We start from the raw sequence: 24,322 nt of genomic DNA, 5'->3' as shown, positions 1-24,322 counted from the left end.
GAAGAAGATATATGTTAATGGCAATACGAGTTAAGGCTATTAAGAAATGAAATGTTTTAAGAAGATTAGTATAAAAATAAATTTTAAGGAGGATATATGAAAAATAGGATTCAAAAAATATTTCAAATGATACTTGCCCTTGTTCTTTTGTTGACAAGTATGGGAATAAATAACGCTTTCGCAACAGGCAATGGTTCGATAACTGTTAATGGAACAACTAAGGATAAGACTTATGGAATTTATAAGATATTTGACTTAACTTACAAAGATGACAATGTATCTTATACTATAGCAGATGAATGGAATGATTTTTTCACTGAAGGAAATGGTAAAGAGTTTATAGTTGATCAAAATAATGAAAGTAACAGTCTTAATCCTATTGTAGTAAATGGGAAGGTTAAGTATATAAACATTACTGAGGATAATGTGGCAAAATTTGCAAAAACTGCTATGGGACAGATGCCTAACAAGACTAAAATAGATGTCAAAACTGCAACTGGAGCATCATTAGTATTTTCTAATTTGCCTCTTGGTTATTATTTAGTTCATCCAGAAGGAGCATCTGAAGCTGCCACGGGTCAAAGTTCTATCGTTTCTTTAACATCTACTAAGCCTGATGGTGAAGTTAAGGTAAAGGGAATTTATCCAACAATCAAAAAGGAAGCTGATAAAAAATCTGCAGACTATGGAGAGAAAGTAAGCTTCACAATTACAGGAAAAGTTCCAGATCCAACTGGCTATAAGAAGTATGAATATGTTTTAAAAGATAGCCTTCCAAAGGGTCTAAGTATTGACGAAAATAGCATCAAAGTTACAATTGGTGGAGTTGATAATACAGCAAATATTACAAAGGCTGTAAGTGGTCAGGATTTAAGTGTTACATTCAATATATTAGAGCTTGTGAAAAAAAGTTCTGCTATAGTTGGTCAAGAAATAAAGCTTACTTACGATACAAAGGTAAACAAGGACTTTGATCTAGGTAATCAAGGCCAAGAAAATAAGGCTCATTTGGAATTTTCTAATGATCCTAAAGATGAAAGCAAAAAAGATAATACTCCTGATGAAAAGGTGAAAGTATATTCAGGAAAAATCAAAGTTTTGAAGTATGCAAAAGGCGATAAGGAGAAAAAACTTGAGGGTGCACAATTTGTTCTTAAAAACTCTGAAGGAAAATTCTACAAGCTAGATACTACAAATAATGAAAAGAAAGTTACATGGGTTGATGAATTAGGACAAGCAACAGTTTTAACATCAGATAATAAGGGTGAACTAGAATTTACAGGAATAAAGGCTGGAACTTATAAATTAAAAGAAACAAAGGCACCAGACGGATACAACCTACTTACTGAAGAAGTGGAAGTTGTCTTGAAAGATGGATCTAGTGAAGCAGACACAGAAGTGAATATGCAAGCAACATCCGATGTAGAGAACAGTTCAGGTACCCAACTACCTAAAGTGGGTGGAGCAGGAACTAAGTTATTCGCCTTGGTTGGTGGACTAGTTATTCTTTATGCAGGATTTAGCCTTATTAGAGGAAAAATTAAATTGCAAGAAAGGTAATGGTGAGGAGGAATTAAGATCCTTCCCATAGATTGATTATGGAGAAAAAGAAAGCTATTTTTCTGAAAATTTTACTTGTAATAGGCTTCATTATTTTTTTCTACCCTAATGTAAGTGATTATGTAAATAATTTTACCCAAAGCAGGGGGATTATAAATTACGAAAAGTCTTTAGATGAATTTGCCAAGATTGACATTCAAAAAATCAAAGATGAGGCTAATTTATACAATCGAAAGATTTTTGAAGAAAAAGATGCTATTTATTATCCGAATCTAGTTAAAGATTACAAAGAAAATTTGAATCCATTTAATGATGGGATGATGGGCTACCTAAAAATTGAAAAAATCGGTGTCTACCTTCCCATCTATCATGGGGTAAATGAAGGAGTCATCCAAAAGGGGGTGGGTCACTTACCTGGTACATCCTTGCCCCTTGGTGGAGCGTCAACTCATGCAGCCTTGTCAACTCATTGTGGTTTGCCAAGTGCAAAACTTTTTACAGATTTGCACAAGCTAGAAGTCGGAGATCAATTTATTGTGTCAATTCTTGGCGAAGACCTATATTATCAGGTAATAAATAAGGAAACGGTTCTGCCTAAAAATGTAGAACCCCTAAAGGTTTTTGAAGGAAAAGATTATGTAACTTTGTTCACATGTACGCCTTATGGAATCAATACTCATAGGTTACTAGTTAGGGGAGAGAGAATCAATCCACCACAAAGCTCAAAGGGAAGAGAGGCCAAAGAAGAAGTTAAGAAAAATATGTTCCTAACTATGATAAAACTAGTTTCAATATTTGCTTCGATTATTATAATCATCCTTTCTATGATAAAAGACATCATAGATCTTAGAAAAGAGAAAAGCTTAAAAGAAAAATAGCGATAAGCATACTTATGAAATGGAGGAGGAATAAATGAATAAACTAAATAAAAGCAAGCTAGTTTGTCTTTTTGTATTGCTATTTAGCTTTATTTCTAATTTTCAAAATATTTACGCAAGTAATAATATTAATTCTCCAGAACAAATAGATTTTACAATATCTTATACTGATGGAAGTTATGGCATAAAGGATGCTGAATTTAGTATATACAAAATAGGAAATATTGATAAAAACAACAATATAAGCTTGAGTGAAGACTTTAGGAAATATCCTATAGGAGATGGGCAAGCTAACGAAATAAAGTGGAATGAATATGCCAATACCCTAAAAGGCTATATAAAAAAAGACAAGATTAAAGCATTTTACAAGGGAAAAACAGACGATAAGGGCTTATTGAATGTGAAAGTAACGAAGGGTCTATATCTTATTGTTGGAGAAGATTTATTTACCAAGTCCTACAAGTATATAACTAATCCGTTTTTTGTTTTACTTCCAGAAAGGGATGAGGAAACTGGCAAATATCTCGACAAATCAACCGCATACCCTAAATTTAGCAAGGAAAAGCTTCTTAGAAAAAAAATAGACCTAGATGTTTTGAAAGTTTGGGATGATAATGGTTATGAAAACAAAAGGCCAAGCTTTATAGAAGTGGAACTATTGGGCAATGGAAAATCAAAAGAGAGTGTAAAGCTAAACAAAGATAATAATTGGACTTATGTTTGGAAGAACCTTGATTCTAGCATCTCTTGGACAGTGGTTGAGAAAAATGTCGATAGAAAAAGATACCAAGTAAAAGTTAAAAATTACGAGAATAGCTTTGTTATTACAAATATTTACACCCCTCCTTATACTCCACCAGACAATCCTCCTAAAAAACCGCCTATGCTACCACAAACTGGACAATTATGGTGGCCTGTATATTTTCTATCGGGCATGGGGATTATTAGTATTGTAATAGGATATATCAAAGAAAAAGGAAGGAGAACTAAGGAATGAAAAAAAGAATATCAAAAATTTTTAGTATATTTTTGGCGTTAGTAATGCTAGTTTCTAATTCTCCATTCGCACTGGCAAAAGCTTGTAATGAAAGTGTCTTTCCCAAAGCCTATAATCATGCTAGTATGAAAAAATGTGTAAGCCAAAGTCTATTAAGGAAGAATCATTTGAACAATAACTTGCTCTTGGCGTCAAATCAACTAGATTCTAATCAAAGTGACCCTAATATCTATAATGGAGAAAGTGAAAATGAGGATAATCCTTCTAATGAAAATCTAGAAGATACAGAAAAAGCGTCTTTGTCCAAAGAAGATGTGAAGCTCATAGACAAGTATAAAGCTATCCTTGCTAATAAATCCTATAATTTGATTGAAAAAGAGGATGAAGGAGAAAAAACATCTAAATCAGAAGACCAGGGCGAGGATAAGAAGCTAAAAATTATTAAAGCTAAGAATGAAAACGAGTACACAAATTTAGTAGCTAATAAAAATGAAAAATACAAGGGCTATCAAGACTTAGTTTTAGAGGCTAGGGATGATAAAAGAATTGATGAGATAAATTTGTATGCTAATGAGAAGCTAGAAGTAGTTAAAAACTTATTTACAGAAGAAGAAATTGATAGGATACAAGATATCCTAAGCAGGCTAGAAGTTTATCTTGGAGAAAATGAAAAAGAAGATAATATAGAAGAAATTCAAAGTCTCCTAGAAGAATTAAGGAGGATTAAGGGCTCATATTCCCTTGAAGATGAGTCTCTTACAATAAAGGATGAAAGCTTTGATGAAGACGAAAAGCTAAGACACTTAACATTAACAAACAAAAATCCAGAAAATAAAAAAATAAGACTACTTATCAAAATCAAAAAAGATAATGAAGAAAATGAGGCGCCCTTACTAAGGTTTGCTGTTAAAAACACGTCTGAAGAAGACAACTTTGCTTTATTCTTACAAAAAGATAAGCCAAAGGCTAGGTCGCTTGAAGCTATAGCATATAAGGATGATGTCCCTGCCAAAGATACAAAAAAAGAAAATGTGGCTAGGTCTAGTTTTCTTAGATCAGCGAGGGTTGCTAAATCTCATTCCAGTCACCATGATCATTACAAGGATATAAAAGTAATTAAATCATGGAAAGGCGGGAATGAGGCTCATGACCCTATAGAGGTGAAGCTTTTTAAGAATTATACAGTTAGGATTAGATATTATAATCATAGGGGGCGAAAAAAAACAAGGGACATAGAAATAAAAAATCTCTACACAGATTCTATTGAACTTTCTGAATCCATTGATTGGAAAGGAAGATTTAAGGATATTCCAGACGAACATTCGCAAGAGAGGATCATCGAAGATTACTATAGGGATGATAAGAATCACTTAATAGAAGATGCAGGAGGGGCTTTTCCTGAAGATATTCCAGAAGATTTTAAAATAAAAGAAATCTACAATTTTACCTATAGTATCTCTGAGGTCAAGGTCAAAGGCTATAAGAGTAATATTAAAAAATCAACCGACAATCATTACAAACATGAGTCGGATATATACTATATCACAAATACCAAAGAGCACAATGAACCTGAAGAACCAGAAGTCCCAGAAGTTCCAGACACGCTAAAACCAAAAATTACAGTCCATGAGCAAATTGATTATCTCGGTGATAATGTTAAAAATCAGGATACGGATATTCAAGAAGATCAAAAGTATAAAAATCAACTAGAAGATATTTATAGATTGTATCTTGATGTTGAAGGAGAAAGACTCAAGAAAAACGAAGCTGTAGATTTGTTATTTGTATTAGATGGCTCTTCCAGTATGAAAAAAGAAGACATGAGCTGGAATGGTGAAGCTATGAGTCGTAAGGATGCCATGCTTGGGATGATAAATAATACTGACTTAGTTGAAAATTTCTTGAAGCAAAATGATCAAAATAGGGTTGCCTTCCTATATTTCAATGGATACACAAGAAATGAAAATACAAAAAGAGAAGACGGATATACTTACCATGAAGATGCGAAAACTATTAAAGGTTGGTCCCATAGCCTTGATAGTAAAATAGATTTCGATTTTAAGGCTGAACATAGGGGGACAAACTACCAAGCGGGTCTTATGATGGCAGAAGAATTGTTAAGAAAATCTGAAGAACAAAAAGGTAGAAGGCAAGTTATGATTTTTATTAGCGATGGGGTCCCAACTTTTTGGATTGACAGTGATGGTAACCGTCGTGAGGATGGTCGTAACAGTTCGAAAACTGTTAGAAACTCAAAAATTTATACTAAAGAATTTTTGGATGGCTTTTATAGGAGACATCCAAATCTAATCACCCACGCTGTGGGGGTATCTGAAGATATAAATGAAGATAGCCTCTCAGAATCAAAAAGTCCAGAAGTTCTCAAATACATGGCAGACAAGGGAAAAGGATCTTATATTGGAGTTAAAAGCAATACAGGAGAGCTAGTCTCTAAATTAAAATATGCTATTGAGGCTGCTGTAACAGAGGTAAGGATAGAAGATCCCTTAAGTGATAGAGTTGAGCTTTTAGCCGATAAGGCAGACTTTAAAGTTGTTAAAGTCAATAAAGATACAGGGGAAGAAACAATTCTTTGGGAAAATGGTAATGAAACTTTGCAAAATGGAGATGGTTCTAATAGATGTATCAATAGCTTGGTCTATGACAAGTCTAATAAAAAAGTTGTTTTGACCTTTAATCCTAATTATAAATTAGAAGGAAATACAAAATATGTTCTTTCTTATAATATCAAAACTAACAAGAAAGCCCAAGAGGACTACCAAAAGAATGGTTATGACGCAAAAGGAGATATGGATACAGACTACAAGGGAAATGATACAAGTTCGGGCAAGTCAGGATTTTCTGCCAATAAGAATTCTGTAGTTTACTATAAGGGAGGAGAAAAATCCTTCCCTCATCCAGTTGTCCAAGTAAAAGCCCCACCAAGTCGTGAACTTCCAACAACAGGTGGCGAGGGAACTAAGATAATAAAAGCAGTAGGCGGAATAGTCTTTCTAGGAGCAGGCTTTGCTCTAATCAGGAAAAAAAGAAATGTTTAGGAAGAATATATATTTTTATTTTGGAGGAGCTTGCATCTTTTTAGCCTTTTTCTTTTTGACCCACAATCTTAGAGAAGATTATAAGGCGAAAGTAAGGACGCAAAAAATAGTAACAGAACTTAAAGAAAAAGTTTGCAAAAACCCTTGTTCTCAAAATAAGTATATTGAAAATCCAAAGATGGAGATGCCCACAAGAAATATTAATGGCCTAGCCTATATAGGCTATCTTAGAATTGAAAGACTTTCCCTAGACTTGCCCATCCTTAGTGAATGGTCTTATCCCTTGATTAGGATATCTCCAGCAAGATACAGGGGAAGTGTATATGAAAATAACATGATAATCCTTGCCCATAACTATAAGGCTCACTTTGGAAATCTTCATAGGCTTGATAAAGGCGATAAGGTTGAATTTGTAGATATGAACGACAATCACTTTATCTATGAGGTCGAAGATGTAGGAAAACTTAGGCCAGAGCAAGCAAGTGACCTTGTGGAAGGAAATCGGGACCTAAGCTTATTCACTTGTACCCTAGGTGGAAGAGAGAGGGTGGTTGTCCGTTGCAAAAGACAAAGGCAAACTCTGCCCCAAATATCTTCTTAGACAATCCAAAGGAAAAAGGGGGCATATATTGAAAGCTTAGAAGTAAGCTAAACCATAAAAAAAATTAGACTATTAGTTTATAAATACCCTCAATAAAAACACCCTCCTAAAGGCTTTACCAGCTAGGAGGGTGTTTTAGTATTCGATTATTCTTTGGCTTTAAGTAGCCTACAAAATTCCAAGAACTTTTTCGAGGATGAGGGTTATAGATGTGATTGCGACAAAACACAAGCCACCAAGAGCGAGAGGTCTAGCTCCTGATTTTAGAAGTTTGACTATATCACTATTAAAACCTATGGCAGCCATGGCCATTACAATGAAAAACTTGGATAGGTCCTTGAAAGGTTTGAAAAACTCAAGGTCAACTCCCTTGGCAAGGGCAATAGTTGTAATCAAACTTGCAAGGACAAAATAGATTATAAAGAAAGGGAAGATTTGCTTGATTGAAATTTTATTGTTAGCTTCTTCCTCAGCATTTTTCATTCTGATAAAGGCAAGACCCAAACATATTGGGATTATGGCAAGGGTTCTTGTCAACTTCACTGTTACAGCCTTATCAAGTGTTTGACTGCCCAGATTAAAGATAGTATCCCAGGTTGAGGCACAAGCTGTAACTGATGAGGTGTCATTGACTGCTGATCCTGCAAATATACCAAAGGCGTGGCCATCGGTTGTAGAAAAACCAATCATACGACCTAGGCTTGGGAATAAGATGGCAGCTAGGATATTGAAAAAGAAAATTACTGAAATAGCTTGAGCAATCTCATCTTCATCAGCGTCAATAACAGGGGCAGCTGCTGCTATGGCAGAACCTCCACATATGGATGAGCCAACTCCTACAAGGGTTGCAATCTTGCCCTTAATAAGTCCAGACTTGTAGGCGAGGTAGGCTATAATTAGGGAAGTTGATATGGTTGATAGGATGATTGGAAGAGATTCCTTACCTGTCTTTAAAACTAGACCAAGGTCAAGACCAAATCCGAGGAGGATTACTGCATATTGAAGGATTTTCTTTGAAGTAAACCTCACTCCAGCCATATAGGCTTTCTTCTCTTTAATAACTTGACCCAAAGCCATACCGATAAGGATGGCAAAAACTGCTGGGCCAACTAGGGGGACTTTTTTGCCTATGTATTGGGAAATTGTTGCAATTATAAGGCAGAGTATGAGTCCTCTAAGGTATTTTTCTATAGATTTTGTCATAAATGCTCCTTTCGCTTTGTCTATTATATCAAGGGATAGATATAAAGTAAAATTATAAATGTTTACTATACAATAATAATTTGTTATGATAAAAAAAGGAGGAAGAAATGCTAGACTTTAGAATAGAAAGTTTTTTGGAAGTGTGCAAGTTTATGAACTTTACAAAGGCGGCAGAAAGCCTCAACCTAACCCAACCTGCCATATCCATGCACATCAAATATTTAGAAAATTACTACAATTGCAAGCTTTTTTGTAGGAAAAAGAGGGCCTTGTGCCTGACCGACCAAGGGCAAATCCTCAAATCTGCCCTAATCTCTATGGCAAATGATGAGCAAAGGCTTATGAGGCTAGTTGGCAAAAAAAAGCCCAAGGGCGAAAAAATTTCCCTAGGCTTTACTAGGTCTGTGGGCGAATTTCTGATTTTGGACAAAGTCATAGGACTAATTAAGGCCAAAGCCTACTGCGATTTTCATATCTACTACGAGAACACCGACGAAATCCTAAGAGATATTGACAAGGGCAAGATTGACCTTGCAATCATCGAAGGATTTTTGACAAGCAAGGAATACTACATCCAAAAATATAAAAGCGATAGGGTGGTCTGCATATGCCACAAGAATCACCACTTTGCCAAGCCTATCGAAAAGCTAACCGACTTGCTAGACGAAAGAATAATCATAAGGGAAGAAGGCTCTGGCACCCTTGCCATCCTCAACAACTTCCTCAACATGGACAATATTGACATCAAGGACTTTACCAATATTATCGAAATAAACAATATGCATGCCATAGTTGACCTAGTCAAGGCAGACTGTGGGATAAGCTTTCTTTTTGAATCATGCGTAAAAAAGGACCTAGAAGCGGGCGATATAAGGCTAGTCGACCTAGACGACTTCAACCTAGTCCACGACTTCTCCCTAGTTGTAAGCAAAAATTCCATATTTAAAGACTCCTACTTGCAAATAGCCGAGGCCCTCTACTAGGAGCTTGTAAGAAAATCTTAGAAAGAAACAAAGCAGGTGATAAAGATATGAAGCCTGCTTTTTACCTGCCCTCTCCTAGCTTCATATGATATAATAAAATAAAAAACTAAAAGAACTATAAGGAGAAGGTGCTAGAAAAAATCAGAAAAATCGTAGATGTTTTTGTTGGAATCTAGGAAGGATAGAAAGTTATGAAAAGAAGGCGTATTTCAGAAGAAAAAGTCAAACAAATCCTTAATATTAAGGAATTTAGGCAGGTGTCCAAGGAAAAAATTGCTAACTTTGTGGCCATGGTTCCTAACTTAGATAGGGAAGTTGTGCTTAAAATAATTGATCAGTTCCCAAATTTTACTAGTTTTGCTGATAAGGTTCTTGTCAATCTAAAAGAAATTATCGAAGTTAGTATGGACAAGGTGGAAGATTCTGAGAAGGAGGTGGTTATGGTCTATGAGAAAATCATTGACGAGCTTAGCTACCAGCTCCACCAGGATGATTTGTCGCCAGAGGATAGGAAAGAGTTTATAGATAAAATGATTGATCTAGCAGATAAAATAAATGACCTCCACAAGGACAACAGGAGATTTTTTGCTGACAATTTGGCTGGTTTTGCTAGGTTTGGCATGGGGGCTCTTGCTCTTGGCTTGGCAGTTCTTGGCATTAAAGTTTTTGATGGATTTGATGGGGATTAAGCAAGGAATTTTAGCCATCCTTGGGATGGTTTTTCTTTGGACAAGTAGAGGATAGGAAAGTTTTAGCAAAGGAGGAATTAATGAGAGATGGGAAAAAGAAGGCGGATATGACTAAGTCTTGGGCTTGGACTTCGGCAAAGCTTGAGGGTCGTTTTGAAGATTCTAGGCTTAGGAGGGTGCAAGTGCTTGATGGTGCCCAGTTAAAGTATATAGCATTTTTGTCGATGCTTATTGACCATGTCAACAATGCGCTTATTACACCAAAGCTTGATGGTGGCGGGTTTTTGCTGGTTTTGTCGAATTTCTTGTCGGTGGTAGGTAGGATTGCCTTTCCGATTTTTATATTTTTTGTGGTGGAAGGATTTTTCAAGACTAAGAATAGGGCTAGGTATCTGGCTAATCTGTTGATTTTTGGAGCAATTTCCGAAGTACCTTTCGATTTGTTTACATCCAAGGTCTTTTTTGACCCTTATTGGAACAATATGATGTTCACCTTGGCTCTTTGCCTAGTAACTATTTGGACAATTGATGTTCTTAGGGAAAAGATTTCTCATAAAATCGCTTGGTATGTGCTTTCTCTTGGGTTAGTTTGTGCTTTCGGTTTTCTTGCCATGGTTTTGAGTTTAGATTATGACTACCACGCCATAATTCTCGCCTACCTCTTTTATATCTTCTACGATAGGCCTGTTCTTTCTGCAACTTTTGGTTATTTGTCAATTATTAAGGAAGTTTATTCTTTCCTTGGTTTCTCACTGACTTTAACCTACAATGGCAAGAGGGGCAAGCAATATAAGTTGCTTAATTACCTATTTTATCCAGTTCATATCCTTATTCTAGGTCTGTTGAGGTTTTATTTTGGAGTTTGAGACTATTATCTTAGAAAAAATCCTAGCCTAGGAGGATGTCCTAAAGTTTTTAATGAAGGTCTAGCTTTTAGGCTGGCAATAATTTTCAACCATCCTTGGGGGTGGTTTTATTTTGGGTAAATATATAGTAAGAAATTTTAGCTAAGGAGGATTTTATGAGAGATAGGAAGGAAATTGCGGAGGCAGTTTCAGCTTGTGATGAGCTTTTGGTAAATATAGATGAGGCTCTTTCTTATTTGTCTTCGGCATCTACTTGGGCCTTGCGGGATATTTTTGGTGGAGATTTCTTGGCAAGTTTTATGAAAAGGTCTAAGATGAGAAAGGCCAATGAAAAGATTTACGCCATCAAGCCTAGCCTAGTGAGACTTAAAAAAGAGCTTAAGGATGTTGATATAGACCTACCTGATGAGCTTTCAGATAGTTTTTATGATAATTTATTTGACCTCTATTTTGACAATATCTTCACCGACCTTAGGGTTAGGTCTGAGCTAAAGGAGAAAACTCAGGAGCTTACTGACCTTAGGGCGAAGGTTTCCTACTTGAGAGAGGAGCTTGGGAAAAATCTCTAGGGTCAAGGAAGATACGTCTTGTAAATATGGGCTAAAACGCATATAATCAGTGTTATAACTATTTTAGGAGGTATTATGTCGAAAGCTAAGACAAAACAAGAAATTCGTGAAAAAGCTGGCGAAAACAAGGTATTTGCTACCTTGCAAAAGCTTGGTCAAACCTTTATGTTGCCAATCTCACTTTTGCCAATAGCTGGACTCTTGCTTGGAATTGGGTCATCCTTTACCAATCCGAGCGTTATAGATATGTATAATTTAGGGGGTGTGCTCCATGAGGGCGGAATTCTTTTTGGAATTTTGTCTGTATTTGCGAGTGCTGGAAGTATTGTTTTTGGCAATTTGGGACTCTTGTTCGGTATTTCTGTAGCAAGTGGTCTTGCCAAAAGAGAAAAGGGAGTAGCAGCTCTTTCTGCTATTATTGGCTATTTTGTAATGTATGCAGCCATGACAGCAGGTCTTAACCAATTTAGGGATGTGGAAGCTTTAAGCCAAACCCAAGGTCTAGTTACATCCTACCTAGGTTTTGACAAGACAATGAATTTGGGAGTTATGGGTGGTATTATTCTCGGTATTATTGTGGCAAATCTTCACAATAAGTACAACACAATCGAGCTACCTGAGGCAGTGTCTTTCTTTGCAGGAACTCACTTTATTCCTATAATTTCATCAATAGCAGGTATTATCCTAGGTCTTATCATGACCTTTGTTTGGCCTATTATTTCTGCAGGATTTTCTTCAATGGGTCAGGTGATTTCAGGAATGGGTATTTTTGGTATTTTCCTTTATGTATATATCTACCGTGCCCTAATTCCTTTTGGTCTCCACCACGTTTTCTATTTGCCTTTCTGGCAAACGGCCATCGGTGGAACAGCAGTTGTAAATGGACAAACAGTAGTTGGAGCCCAAAACATAGTTTTTGCCCAACTTGCAGCAGGGGTTCCTATTGATGCCCACGCAGCAGCCCACTTTGCATATATGTTCCCAGTAATGCTCTTTGGTATCCCAGCAGCATGTAAGGCTATGTATGAGGCAAGCGACCCATCAAGGAAAAAGGATATGAAGGGTTTCTACACCTCATCTGCTCTTACTTCTTTTATGACAGGAATCACTGAACCAATCGAGTTCCCGATGCTTTTTGCATCACCAGTCCTTTATTATGGAGTTCACTGTGTGCTCTTTGGTATCTCAGGAGTTCTAGCCTACCTTCTTAATACAGGAGTTGCAGTAACATTTTCAGGAGGAATCATCGACTTTATCCTTTACGGAGTTCTTCCAGGAAATGGAATCACCAATTGGGTTCCTCTCCTAGCCATAGGTCTAGGTTTTGGAGTAGTCTATTATATAATCTTCAAATTTGGCATTAACAAGCTAGGTTGGAATGTACCAGGCCGTGAGGCTTTAGCAGAAGAAGATACAAAGATTTCGGAGGATGAATCCTTTGACAAGCTTGATGACAAGCAAAAAAGAGCCTACAAGATTGTTGCTGGTCTTGGTGGCGCAGACAACCTAGAAGATGTAACAAATTGTGCTACAAGACTAAGGGTTAAGGTAAGGGATGGAAAGAAGGTTTCAAAGGACCTACTCGCCTCAACTGGCTCATCTGGCATAGTAGTTCAAGGTAATAGCGTCCAAGTTGTCTATGGAACAACCGTACCAAATGTAAAGGCATCTGTGGAAGATTTGCTTGAGAAGGGTCTTGCTCCAAAGGGAGCAGATCTAGAAAGTCCTAGGCAAGTTCCGACTGAGTCTAGCCCAAAATTGGCTCAAGAAGAAGCCTGTAAGGCAGATAAAAGAGCGTCAATCTTTGCTCCTGTAGATGGAGAGCTAATCGACCTAGAAGCTGTCAATGACCCTGTCTTTAGTGGCAAGCTAATGGGAGATGGTTTTGCAGTAAGGCCTAGGTCAAATGACATCTATGCACCAGTTGATGGGGAAGTTGTGATGGTTGCAGGAACTAAACACGCCCTTGGCATCAAGAGCAAGGATGGACTTGAGGTTCTTGTCCACATGGGCATAGACACTGTAGCCCTAGAGGGTCAAGGTTTTGGCCTATTTGTCAAGGAAGGAGATAAGGTAACAAAAGACGATAAAATCGCCATAATGGATGTCGACTTCATCAAAGAAAATGGCAAGGATACCGATGTTCTCGTGATAATTACCAACAGCGAAACAATTACAGGTCTTGACCTAGTCAATGAGAAAGAAGCTAAAGCAAGGCAAGCTGTCGGTGCAGTTAATATAAAATAAAAAGTCCCTAGGAAAGATGTGAGAAGCTAATAGCCTAATCCAGAGTGCGTGATAGCTATCAATAAGTTTGGCTAGGTTTTTAAGCCTAGCTTGCTTGCTCCTTGGGTCATGCTAAGTTCCCAAACTCTAAGCCCTTGGGGCTTTTTTTATTGTAAGTAGCCCAAAGATTAGCTTTTTACTCCTAGCGAGCTTTAAGAATAGGCATTTCCTGTGGATTTTGTTTAAAGATTTACGAAAATACTTTAGCAAAGATAATTTATCCAAAAAAGAAAAAATCATCTCTTAAACCCTCTTTCGTCCTTCTAGGTAATCGGGAAGAAGGTTCTTTTTTTTCTATATAAGCTTAGGAGGCAGATATGATTATTAATCGCACAGAAAAAACAAGCAATTTCACTATTATAGACAACGCCTATCTCAAAGATAGCGAGCTTTCTTTTAAGGCTAAGGGGATTTTGACCTACATCCTAAGCCTGCCAGATAGTTGGGTGATTTATATAGACCAACTTATTACAACTTCCAAGGAAGGGGAGGTCGCCTTTAGGTCGGGTCTTAGCGAGCTTATCAAAAAAGGATATATCAAAAGATATCCAGTTATGGAAAATGGGTCAATCAGTCGTTGGGAAACTGAGGTAAACGAGAGGGTGGAAGGAAATAAAGAACCAGTAAGTCCAAAGGAAGAAAAACATGCTTCATATGAGGAAGATGTCCTCATAGCCAAGCTAAGCAAGCTTTGGCAAGGGCAAAAAGGTGTAAAAAAGGACGAATCCTTTGACCCCTATAGGCAAGGTCTCGTAAAGCTAGCAGAAAAATATGGCGAGAATACCCTACTAAGGGCGATTGAAAATACCAATCGTCTGGCTAGGATTAGGAAAAATAAGATAAGCATTGGCTGGTTTTTTAAGGAAGAGAATTTTAGAAGACTTGCTTTTATGGGAAAAAGCTAGGCAAAAGCCTACAAAATAGCCGATTAAACTAAGGGTTTAGGTCTTATCAACTGCAAGTTTATTGACGCATAGTTAGAAATTTCCTATAATATGAGCAAAGGAGGTCTTATGAAACAAATTGATAAAGAAAAATTTGGAGCTTTTATAGCCCAAAAGAGAAAAGAAAAAAATATGACCCAAAAGGACCTAGCTGAGAAGGTTTATGTTTCCGCCCAGGCAGTAAGCAAGTGGGAGAGGGGTCAGTCTCTGCCAGACATAAGCCTATTTATGCCCCTAGCAGAAATTCTCCAAGTAAGCCTTGTAAGTCTAATTGAGGGTGAGGAGGAGGTCATGAAAGATCCAAAGACCGAAGGTCTCCTCCAAAAAATCGTGGAAATCAATGAAGAAAAAGAGCTTAAAAGAGCAAAGATTAGTATGAAAAAACTTGGCACCCTCGCCATCATACTCAGTCTTGTTGGTGGAGAATACTTCATCCTTTACAAATATTTTGGCCTAAATATCAATAATTTTTTGACATCTGGAATCCTGGGCCTTGTATTTTCAAGCTACTTTTGGTTGCTTGCAGATGATCGCCTCCCATCCTACTACGATGCCAACAAGATTTCCTTTGTAAGTGATGGGATTTTTAGGATGAATATGGTTGGGGTGTATTTTAACAACAAAAACTGGAAACCAATTCTCAAATACCTCAGAGTTTGGGTCATATTGATGATGGCAGTCTACCCGCTTTTGGGATTCATCCAAGGAATTAAAGCTGTCATAGCTATGGCGATTTTTCTGGTGTTAGGCTTTTTGCCAATATATATAATCGCCAAAAAATACGAATAGCAGTTAATAGGAGCCTTAAGGCTCTTTTTTTGTGAGCTTATAGCTAACTAATAAGCTTAATGAAAAAGGATAAGATGAATTAGCTAAATCATTTGCCAGCACAAGCTTAATCTTATTTTCAAAAATGTTGCGCTTAGGCTAAGATTTTTCTAAACTTTCATCTTTACCCTTGACAAAGTGAAAACAATTTTATACAATAGAATTATAAAATGTAAGCGATTACAAAATCTGCCTTTATTTTAATATTTGACAGGCAATTTCTACAGAAAGGAGGTTAGAAATTTGGATATTTACGACATTGCCAAGGCCACTGGCTATTCTACTGCTACCGTATCTCGTGTTATTAATAAGCAAAAGAATGTGAGCAAGAAGGCGAGGGACAAGATTGAAAAGGTTATCAAGGAAAGTGGCTACACCCCTAATAGGATAGCAAGGTCTTTGGCTAAAAGGTCAAGCCAGCTTGTGGGGATTATGGTACCTGATATTAGGAAGTATTTTGAGTCCCAGTCAGCCTACGAGCTTGAGAAAAGGCTTGAAGCTTCAGGGTATTCGACACTTTTGTGTGTTACAACTGATGAATTAAAGAAGAAGAGGGCCTATCTTGATTTGCTTATTGAAAATCAGGTGGAGGCTATAATCGGAGTTGGGTCAACCTATGAGCAAGAAGAATTCTATGATACCCTTATCGAGGTCAGTGAGAATATCCCCATGGCCATGCTCAATGTTAGTCCAGTGAGGAAGTCTTCGAGGATTGTAAATGTCTATATAGATGAGATTGATGCGATGGATCAAGCGGTAAGCCTTTTCGCTAAGAAGGGTTACAAGAAACCTCTTTATGTTTCTTTGGACACAGGATATCAGACAAGATCCTATGTGGCAAAGAAGGCAGGTTTTATTGAGGCTCTGTATAGGTATTATCCAAAGGCTGATTTTGTTGAGTACAAGCTTAAGGATTATAGGGCTGATATGGGACTTTTGATTGATTTTGTGAGAAAAAGAGGCTTTGATGCCATCCAATTTGAGCTTGATAGTCTGGCAGTTATTTTTTATAAGGCTTTTGTGAACAGGGGTTTTAAGGTTCCAGAGGATCTTGCTATTATAGGCTTTGATAATATTGATGCGACAGAGTTTACCAACCAAAGGATTACTACAATAGATCAGAGGATTGAAAGACAGGTCGAGCTTGCTTGTGAGTCTTTGTTTAAGATTATGGATAATCAAACTCCAAGGACTGATATCATGATTAAGGCTGAGCTTGTAGAGAAGGAAACTATTTAAGTTATGAGAGGAAATTATGAGTAGAAAATTTAGATCAATTTTGATGGTTCTTGTTCTTGCTCTTGTTTTTGGGGCTTGTGCTAAGAAAAATGAAACAAAGCCTGCGAAGACTATTATTAGGGTAGGCCATAACCAATCACAAAACCACCCAACCCACTTGGGACTTCTCGCTTTCGAGAAGTATGTTGAAGAGAATTTGGGGGATAAGTATGACGTACAAGTCTACCCATCAGAGCTTTTGGGTTCGCAAATAGATATGGTGCAGTTAACTCAAACTGGGGCTATAAATATTTGTGTAGCCTCCAATGCGATTTTGGAAACTTTTAATGATGTGTGGGAGATTTTTAACTTGCCATACTTGTTTGCCTCAAGTGAGGCCTACCACCATGTTATGGACGATCCATCTATTGTTAAGCCGATTTTTGAATCTACTAGAGATGGAGGTTTTGAGGGAGTTTGTTGGCTAGATGCTGGGTCTAGGTCTTTTTATACCAAGGATAAGCCAATTAATTCTGTAGCCGACCTAAAGGGGCTAAAGATTAGGGTGCAGCAATCTCCAACCAATGTCAAGATGATGAACTTGTTGGGCTCTTCTGCATCTCCTATGGGTTTTGGGGAAGTTTATACAGCCCTCCAGTCAGGAATCATTGATGGGGCAGAAAATAACGAGATGGCTCTAACTGATAATGGCCATGGGGAAGTGTGTAAGTATTATTCCTATGATATGCACCAAATGGTACCAGATATTGTTATTGCCAACTACCACTGGCTAGAAAGCCTGCCAAAAGAAGATAGGAAGGTTTTTGATGAGGGCTTTAAAATCTTGAATGAAGTTCAAAGAAAGGAATGGCAAACGGCTGTTAGCAAGGCTAAGGATAAGGCAGAAAATGAGCTTGGCGTTGAGTTTATCTACCCAGACCAAAAGCCCTTTGTCGATGCTGTAAGCCCTCTTACCCAAGAAGTTTTAAAGAGAAATGAAAAGCTTATTCCTTTTTATGAGGCTATCCAAAAGTACAACAAACAGTTCCCAGCTAAGGAAGGTTAATATGAGAAAAGTTTTAGATAAAATAATGAAGGTTCTTGCAGGGGCAAGCCTTCTTGTCATGTTTTTGCTAGTCGTATGGCAGGTTTTCACAAGGTACATCTTAAATGAGCCATCAACTTGGTCAGAAGAGCTTGTTGCCTATCTTTTTGCTTGGTCAACCCTCTTTGGTGCAAGCCTTGTTGTAAGCGAAAAAGGCCATATGAACATCCCAGTTCTTGTAGAAAAAAGAAGCCCTCAAGTCCAAAAGGTGCTTGCAATTTTCTCAGAGCTTATGCTACTTGTTTTTTCAATCACAGTCCTAACCATGGGTGGCCTTGCTATAACCAAGCTTGCCCTAGGTCAGATGACCTCATCTTTGGGAGTGCCTGTAGGATATTTCTACATCCCACTTCCAATAACAGGACTAATCAATATCATCTACACCTTACTAAATATCACCGACATCCTAAAGGGCAAGGTTAAATTTGTAAGGGCAAAGTCTACAGAAGAAATTGCCTCAAATATGGCAAATGATACGGAAGAAGTAGCGAAATATGAAGGAGGCAACAAATGAGTGCTAATGCCCTAGCGATAATTATAATATCCTTAGTTATACTTTTGGCAACAGGAGTGCCTATTGCCTTCTCCATAGGTATAGCGTCAATCGTAACGATACTTTCAACAGTTCCAGCAGATGTAGCAACCCTAACTGCTGCCCAAAGGACCTTTGTTGGAATGAGTTCCTTTACCCTAACGGCGATTCCATTTTTCATCCTAGCAGGTAACCTTATGAACGAGGGTGGAATAGCCAAAAGGCTAGTTGATTTTGTCATGGCAATTCTTGGTAAACTTCCAGGAGCCCTTCTTGTAACAAATGTTGGAGCCAACGCTCTTTTTGGTGCGATTTCAGGCTCTGCCTCAGCAGCAGCAGCCGCAGTAGGCTCTATGGTAAAGGATGGCGAAAGAAAACAAGGCTATGACAAGGCTGTTTCTGCTGCCGCCAACGGCTCATCAGCTCCAGCAGGACTTTTGATACCACCATCAAACGCCCTAATTACCTACTCCCTAGTATCAGGAGGAACATCAGTAGCTGCTCTTTTCCTAGCAGGTTATGTGCCAGGTATAATTTGGTCAACAGCCTGTATTATTGTAGCTATAGCCATAGCCAAGAAGAAGGGCTACAAGGCAAATGAAGGAAAGTTTTCCTTTGGCAATCTAGGCAAGGCAACCCTCAGGGCTTTGCCATCATTGGGACTAATAATAGTAGTAATTGGAGGAATCGTAGCAGGAGTCTTTACAGCAACAGAAGGTTCTGCTATATCAGTTCTTTACTCCCTAATCCTAGGTTTTGTCTACAAAAACCTTAATGTGAAAAAGGTATGGAAAATTGCAGTAGATTCAGCCAAGATGAGTGCTATTGTAGTTTTCCTAATAGGAGTATCAAACATCCTTTCTTGGGTTATGGCCTTTACTGGTATCCCACAAATGGTTGGTCATGCCATCCTTTCAGTATCAGAAAATAAGTTTGTAATCCTCCTAATTATGAACATTATCCTTCTAATATCAGGAACCTTTATGGACGTTACACCAGCTATCCTAATCTTTACACCTTTATTTTTGCCAATAGCGACAGAATTTGGTATGCACCCAGTCCAATTTGGGCTAATGATTGTCTACAACCTATGTATAGGAAATATTACACCACCAGTAGGTAACACCTTGTTTGTTGCCATCAAGGTAGGAGATACAAGTCTTGCCAAGGTTATGCCATATATGCTAAAGTTCTACGGAGCAATCCTCATAGGACTTCTCCTAGTAACCTACCTACCAATGACTTCACTCTTGCTTCCACTCAAGGCTGGTCTAATCTAACAGAGGGGCTTTTTGCCCCTTTTTCTTAAAGGAGAGAGTATGAAAAAGAAAATTGTAACATTTGGAGAATTGACCCTCAGGCTTTCGCCTTTTAACTTTGAAAGAATCATCCAAACTGACAAGTTTGAAGCAATCTTTGGTGGGGCAGAGGCAAATGTTGCCATAGCCCTTGCCAACCTAGGAGATGAAGTTACCTATGTTACTAAACTTGTTGAAAATGAGATGGGTCAGGCGGCCCTAAATAACATCGACCGTTTTGGTATAAATACTGATTACATAGTAAGGGGAGGAGAAAGACTAGGCATATACTATGCTGAAAAAGGTGTAGGCCTAAGATCGCCCAAGGTAGTTTATGATAGAAAAAATTCATCTATTTCCAAGGCAAAAGTCGAGGAATTTGATTGGGATGGGATTTTTAGGGATTGTGATATCTACTTTACTACAGGCATCACAGCCGCCATTTCCAAAGAAGGCAGGGATCTAGTCCTTCACTCAATCAAGGAAGCCAAGAAGAGGGGAATAGAAATCGTCTTTGACCTAAACTATAGGTCCAGTCTTTGGAGCCTTGATGAAGCTTGTGAATTTTATGACCAAGTCCTAGCCATGGTCGATATCCTCATAGGAGTTCTTCCAACAAGACACGCTTGCTTTAAGGGAGACTTTAACCACGAGGTTTTAAGTCAAATCCTTAAAGAAGTCCACGACAAGTATGCAATTAGGTATACAATCTCATCAATTAGAGATTCCTTCTCTGCCTCAGTAAATTCCCTAGCAGCGGGGATGTATAATGGGCGAGAATACATAAAATCAGCTAGCTACAAGTTTGATATAGTAGATAGGATTGGGGGAGGGGATGCCTTTGCCGCAGGGCTAATCCATGCCTACGCCAATGGCTTTGAAATCCACGAGGCACTAGACTTTGCCATAGCCCTATCCGCCCTAAAACACTCAATTATAGGTGATTACGCTCTATTTGATGAAAAACAAGTAGGAAAACTTGTAAGCGGAGATAAGAGAATGTTATCATTCTCATAAGTAAGCACACTAAAAGCCCGACAGTCGGGCTTTATTTTTTATGGCAAAGATATTTAATAAGCATGTCTCAAAAGGCCGGCTAGTTAGCTTGGTAGCAAGAGACCTTGCCACTTATCAAGAATAGTTAACTAGAAAGACCAAGCTTTAAGCTAGGCCTAGTCCAAAAAGATAAAGAAATTAACTAACTTGTTCCTAGCTATTGGTGCTCCTTCTCAAACCTAAGGACTTCATCAAGAAGGCTAAGGTAGTGTTTTTTAGCAATTTCAATCTCAAAAATTGATGAATCGTTAAAATATGCTAGAATTTCATCAATAATCCTTTGCACTTTCCTATCCTCACCATGCAAAGATTTAAGTCCCTCAGCCTTGTCAATCAATTGGTTAATCTTGTGGACTAGACCCATAGTCTTTGCTTCCTTGTCATTTTCTATGAGAAGTTCCCTCAAGGTCCACTTCACATTATTATCAGTAATGCCAGCCTTGTGTTGGACGTTTGCTCCATTGTTTCTGAGTTCATCAAGGAAGTCAAAAAGTTCTTGGTTATCAAAACCATTGAACAAAACAAAGTCAAAGTCAAGGTCGCAGTCTTCTTCTATCCTAGGCTCGTGGCTATCATCAAAACCAGAAATCCCGAGTAGGTAGCCGATTTTCTCATCAAGGTTGTCTTTGCCAACCTCAATAATATCGATTCCCTTTTCTTCTGCAATTTTCTTAAATTTATCGTACTTATCCAAGTCTATTGGATTATAATATAAAACTTCAGCCATACAATTCTCCTTTTATCTATACATCATAACTATACTTAAAGACCACCACAAAGACAAACTTTAAAAAATCGAGGAAATGGGTATAAATAAAGTAAATATTCCACTGGAGGGAAAAATGACAGAATTAAGGACAAAATACGAAAATATTGGCAAAAACAAGGTCAAAACAGACAAGATGATAATAAAAGCAAAGTCAGTCCTAAGACTCCTAAGGACAGCAGAAATAAAGGTAAGGCAGAAATCTGACTTTACAAGTCTTTCTCTGCTTAGGGGCAACCTTGTAGGCAACCTTATCAGAGAAAGTAAGGCAAGCTCAGTAAACAAAAACCTAGACAAAAGCCAAGAAGCAATCCTAAACCTACACAGAGACTTGCTAATCTTTGACGAAAACCTAGCCAAGCTCCTCTACCTACCAACAAAAATCACCCAATACTCTAAGGTTAGAGGAAAACTTGCAGACATAGCCTTTAGAACCAATCTTCGCCTTAAAGCCAAGGATATCAGCAAGGCCAAAAGGTCGGTAGAAAAAATAATAAGAAGATTAGAAGCAACCAGCAGAAAGTATGCCTACGATATAAAGAAATACCAGGAATTGAAAGAATTGTAACTACTTCTTAGATTTGGGCAAAAAGAGCGATATTGAAGCTAGCCCTAGGACTCATAATCCATTTCATAAGTTAGAACCTAGGATTTGTCGGTGAAAGATACAATAATTGCTGGTAACTGAGAGAAGCGACTAGACAAAGTCCTAGGAATAAAGGCCTCAAAAGATAAAGATAGATGACCCCAATCCCTAGGCTGGATTTTGGGGTCATCTTATTTTTGAAGGTTATTGGCTAGGAGTTTTTCTATGGCGTAGGCGACACCTGATTTGCGGTTGGACTTGGTTATGAAATCTGCGTGAATTTTAAGCTCATCAACGGCATTTTCCATTGCTACAGCAAAACCTGCTGCTTCTAGCATAGGAATGTCGTTTTTTTCGTTACCTATTGCCATAACTTCATCCATCTTGTAGCCGAGTCTTTCGCCCATTTGGGAGATAGCATAGCCCTTGTTGGTGTTTTTGTTCATCACTTCTATCAAAAATGGAGCCGTTTGGACAGGATAGTAGGAATTTTTGAGTTCTTCTGGCATATTTTTGATAAATCTCTTAAGCTCACAACTTCCACCAAGGATTAGAAACCTACCGAAGGTCTTATCTTTTGGGAAATCCTCAAACTTCACTGTCTTGATTGGCATATTGTTGATTTTTGCATCTATGATGGTGTAGAGGTTTGGGATTTGCCTTTTGGAATAAAAGTTGAAGGCATCCATGGCGGAAAGTTCTAACTTGTAGCCATCAAGCATCTTTTCGATATTAATAAGGTCTGACGGAGTTTGATAGGTACCAAACATAGGTTTTTGGCTGAGGTTATCAAAGACGTAAGATCCATTTTGACAGATAGTAAAGTGCCCCTTCTTGTCAAGCCCAAGAGCCTTGTTTAGCCTTACCATACTATGGAAGGGTCTACCACTTACGAGGGCTATATGGATGCCCCTTTGTTTTGCTTTTTCAATGGCACGGATATTTTCTTTGGTTAGTTTTTTGAGTGGAGTAACAAGTGTGCCGTCCACATCTATTGCAATTAATTTAATCATAAAATCATTATACCACTTTAGCTATAAATAAAATAAGCTTTTTCGGGTATATATTTAAAGTAATAGCTAAATAAAGGAGGAAAAATTTTGATTATAGGAATACCTAAAGAAATTAAAGACCAAGAGTCCAGGGTGGCTATAATTCCTGGGGCAGTTGCTGAACTTGTCAAATCTAATAATAAAGTTCTTATAGAAACTGGTGCTGGAGTCGCCTCCGGTATTAGCGATGATGATTATAGGCAAGCGGGAGCTGAAATTTGCGACAAGGCTAGCGATATTTGGCAGAAGGCAGAGATGATTTACAAGGTCAAGGAGCCTATGAAAGAGGAGTATAAGTATTTTAGACCAGGACTTATCCTCTATACCTACCTCCACCTTGCAAGTAATGAAGAGCTTACTGATGAGCTTATCAAAAATGAGGTAACTGGAATTGCCCTTGAGACAGTGCAAGTTGATGGCAAGCTCCCACTTCTTCGCCCAATGTCAGAAATTGCAGGAAGAATGGCAGTTCAGGAGGGAGCCCAATACTTGACAAAGCCTAAGGGAGGTAGGGGAATTCTCCTTCAAGGCGTCCCTGGTGTGCGTCCTGCCAATGTTGTGATTGTGGGAGCGGGCACGGTTGGAACTGCTGCGACAAGAATTGCTGTGGGCATGGGAGCAAGGGTTACTGTCCTTGATGTAAATATTGATGCTCTTACAGAGCTTCACAATATCTTTCCAGACAAGATTGAAACCCTCTATTCCAACCCCCTCAATATAGAAGAGGCTGTAAGAAATGCCGATCTTGTTATATCAACAGTCCTCATTCCTGGAGCTCGTGCACCTCAACTTATCAAGGAAGAGATGGTCAAGCAAATGAAGGAAGGTTATGTAATTGTTGATGTTGCAATCGACCAAGGTGGGTCAACCGACCTTACCAAGGGAAGACCAACTAGCCATAGCCAGCCAACTTTTGTAGAGTATGGTGTAATTCACTATGCTGTAGCCAATATTCCAGGAGCTGTGGCCATGACTTCGACCTATGCCCTTTCCAATGCCACAACTAGGTACGCCAAGGCGATTTGCGATTTGGGACTAAGGCGAGCTTGCGAGAGATTTCCTGAATTGATTAAAGGGATTAATACCTACAAGGGCTTTGTAACCTACGAACCAGTAGCTAAAGATACAGACTACGAATATAGGCAACTAAATATTGACCAATAGGAAAAAATTCCGAGAGACTCTTAGTAGCCAATCATTTCCATAAAAAATAATCGGCATAAAGGGAGACCTTGTGCCGATTTTT

General features: G+C 38.1%; 22 protein-coding genes. 19 read left to right on the top strand and 3 right to left on the bottom strand.

Features of this window, described 5'->3' with window-relative positions; all coding sequences use genetic code 11:
* The first annotated feature begins 96 nt into the window (after positions 1-96).
* Genes Q0W95_RS01735 through Q0W95_RS01715 form a run of 5 tightly spaced genes read left to right on the top strand, consistent with a single transcriptional unit; the run spans position 97 to position 7,095 of the window.
* On the top strand, positions 97-1,560 hold the full coding sequence (locus Q0W95_RS01735; RefSeq protein WP_297789160.1) for a SpaH/EbpB family LPXTG-anchored major pilin: 1,464 nt from the start codon (positions 97-99) through the stop codon (positions 1,558-1,560).
* A 38-nt stretch (positions 1,561-1,598) separates the two neighbouring features.
* On the top strand, positions 1,599-2,438 hold the full coding sequence (locus Q0W95_RS01730; protein ID WP_297789157.1) for a class C sortase: 840 nt from the start codon (positions 1,599-1,601) through the stop codon (positions 2,436-2,438).
* Between the two features lie 34 nt (positions 2,439-2,472).
* Positions 2,473-3,435, top strand: coding sequence for a Cna B-type domain-containing protein (locus tag Q0W95_RS01725; RefSeq protein WP_297789153.1), 963 nt, complete (start codon positions 2,473-2,475; stop codon positions 3,433-3,435).
* A complete protein-coding gene (locus tag Q0W95_RS01720) occupies positions 3,432-6,494 on the top strand; it encodes a VWA domain-containing protein (RefSeq protein WP_297789150.1) in 3,063 nt (1,020 codons plus the stop codon). Before Q0W95_RS01725 ends, Q0W95_RS01720 begins: the two co-directional genes overlap by 4 nt.
* A complete protein-coding gene (locus Q0W95_RS01715) occupies positions 6,487-7,095 on the top strand; it encodes a sortase (RefSeq protein ID WP_297789147.1) in 609 nt (202 codons plus the stop codon). The genes Q0W95_RS01720 and Q0W95_RS01715 overlap by 8 nt, the downstream gene beginning before the upstream one ends.
* Positions 7,096-7,263: 168 nt before the next feature.
* On the opposite strand, the gene Q0W95_RS01710 is transcribed toward Q0W95_RS01715, so the two are convergent.
* A complete protein-coding gene (locus Q0W95_RS01710; protein ID WP_297789144.1) occupies positions 7,264-8,298 on the bottom strand; it encodes a putative sulfate exporter family transporter in 1,035 nt (344 codons plus the stop codon).
* Positions 8,299-8,405: 107 nt separating this feature from the next.
* On the opposite strand from Q0W95_RS01710, the gene Q0W95_RS01705 reads away from it, so the two are divergent.
* The 12 genes from Q0W95_RS01705 (at position 8,406) to Q0W95_RS01650 (ending at position 20,633) form a co-directional block, all read left to right on the top strand.
* Positions 8,406-9,281, top strand: a complete 876-nt coding sequence (locus tag Q0W95_RS01705; RefSeq protein ID WP_297789141.1) for a LysR family transcriptional regulator — start codon at positions 8,406-8,408, stop codon at positions 9,279-9,281.
* A gap of 191 nt (positions 9,282-9,472) precedes the next feature.
* Positions 9,473-9,970, top strand: coding sequence for a hypothetical protein (locus tag Q0W95_RS01700; protein ID WP_297789138.1), 498 nt, complete (start codon positions 9,473-9,475; stop codon positions 9,968-9,970).
* A gap of 107 nt (positions 9,971-10,077) precedes the next feature.
* On the top strand, positions 10,078-10,836 hold the full coding sequence (locus tag Q0W95_RS01695; RefSeq protein WP_297789172.1) for a TraX family protein: 759 nt from the start codon (positions 10,078-10,080) through the stop codon (positions 10,834-10,836).
* A gap of 155 nt (positions 10,837-10,991) precedes the next feature.
* A complete protein-coding gene (locus tag Q0W95_RS01690) occupies positions 10,992-11,405 on the top strand; it encodes a hypothetical protein (RefSeq protein WP_297789136.1) in 414 nt (137 codons plus the stop codon).
* Positions 11,406-11,480: 75 nt separating this feature from the next.
* Positions 11,481-13,652, top strand: coding sequence for a PTS transporter subunit IIABC (locus Q0W95_RS01685; RefSeq protein WP_297789133.1), 2,172 nt, complete (start codon positions 11,481-11,483; stop codon positions 13,650-13,652).
* A gap of 356 nt (positions 13,653-14,008) precedes the next feature.
* A complete protein-coding gene (locus Q0W95_RS01680; protein WP_297789130.1) occupies positions 14,009-14,596 on the top strand; it encodes a hypothetical protein in 588 nt (195 codons plus the stop codon).
* 108 nt (positions 14,597-14,704) lie between these two features.
* Positions 14,705-15,424 (top strand): helix-turn-helix transcriptional regulator, encoded by a 720-nt coding sequence (locus tag Q0W95_RS01675; RefSeq protein ID WP_297789127.1) that lies wholly within the window; start codon positions 14,705-14,707, stop codon positions 15,422-15,424.
* A 282-nt stretch (positions 15,425-15,706) separates the two neighbouring features.
* The gene (locus tag Q0W95_RS01670; protein ID WP_297789124.1) at positions 15,707-16,702 is read left to right on the top strand and encodes a LacI family DNA-binding transcriptional regulator; all 996 of its coding nucleotides are present in this window, start codon (positions 15,707-15,709) and stop codon (positions 16,700-16,702) included.
* A 16-nt stretch (positions 16,703-16,718) separates the two neighbouring features.
* The gene (locus Q0W95_RS01665) at positions 16,719-17,747 is read left to right on the top strand and encodes a TRAP transporter substrate-binding protein (protein WP_297789121.1); all 1,029 of its coding nucleotides are present in this window, start codon (positions 16,719-16,721) and stop codon (positions 17,745-17,747) included.
* A 1-nt stretch (position 17,748) separates the two neighbouring features.
* Positions 17,749-18,300, top strand: a complete 552-nt coding sequence (locus Q0W95_RS01660) for a TRAP transporter small permease (RefSeq protein WP_297789118.1) — start codon at positions 17,749-17,751, stop codon at positions 18,298-18,300.
* A complete protein-coding gene (locus Q0W95_RS01655) occupies positions 18,297-19,598 on the top strand; it encodes a TRAP transporter large permease subunit (protein WP_297789115.1) in 1,302 nt (433 codons plus the stop codon). Before Q0W95_RS01660 ends, Q0W95_RS01655 begins: the two co-directional genes overlap by 4 nt.
* Positions 19,599-19,637: 39 nt before the next feature.
* Positions 19,638-20,633: a sugar kinase gene (locus Q0W95_RS01650; RefSeq protein WP_297789113.1), complete on the top strand. Its 996-nt coding sequence runs from the start codon at positions 19,638-19,640 to the stop codon at positions 20,631-20,633.
* Between the two features lie 196 nt (positions 20,634-20,829).
* Here Q0W95_RS01650 and Q0W95_RS01645 read toward each other — a convergent pair whose 3' ends face one another.
* Positions 20,830-21,399: a DUF3783 domain-containing protein gene (locus Q0W95_RS01645; RefSeq protein ID WP_297789109.1), complete on the bottom strand. Its 570-nt coding sequence runs from the start codon at positions 21,397-21,399 to the stop codon at positions 20,830-20,832.
* A gap of 115 nt (positions 21,400-21,514) precedes the next feature.
* Here Q0W95_RS01645 and Q0W95_RS01640 point away from each other — a divergent pair, with 115 nt between their 5' ends.
* Complete coding sequence (locus tag Q0W95_RS01640; RefSeq protein ID WP_297789107.1) at positions 21,515-22,006, top strand: hypothetical protein; 492 nt, start codon at positions 21,515-21,517, stop codon at positions 22,004-22,006.
* Between the two features lie 209 nt (positions 22,007-22,215).
* Here the strand turns inward: Q0W95_RS01640 and Q0W95_RS01635 are convergent, their stop codons facing one another.
* The gene (locus Q0W95_RS01635; RefSeq protein WP_297789104.1) at positions 22,216-23,037 is read right to left on the bottom strand and encodes a Cof-type HAD-IIB family hydrolase; all 822 of its coding nucleotides are present in this window, start codon (positions 23,035-23,037) and stop codon (positions 22,216-22,218) included.
* Between the two features lie 87 nt (positions 23,038-23,124).
* Here Q0W95_RS01635 and ald point away from each other — a divergent pair, with 87 nt between their 5' ends.
* A complete protein-coding gene (gene ald, locus Q0W95_RS01630) occupies positions 23,125-24,240 on the top strand; it encodes an alanine dehydrogenase (protein WP_297789101.1) in 1,116 nt (371 codons plus the stop codon).
* The last annotated feature ends 82 nt before the right edge of the window (positions 24,241-24,322 follow it).

The organism is uncultured Anaerococcus sp. (assembly GCF_947253225.1).
GTDB lineage: Bacteria > Bacillota > Clostridia > Tissierellales > Peptoniphilaceae > Anaerococcus.
This window is presented reverse-complemented; position numbering and strand designations above follow the sequence as displayed.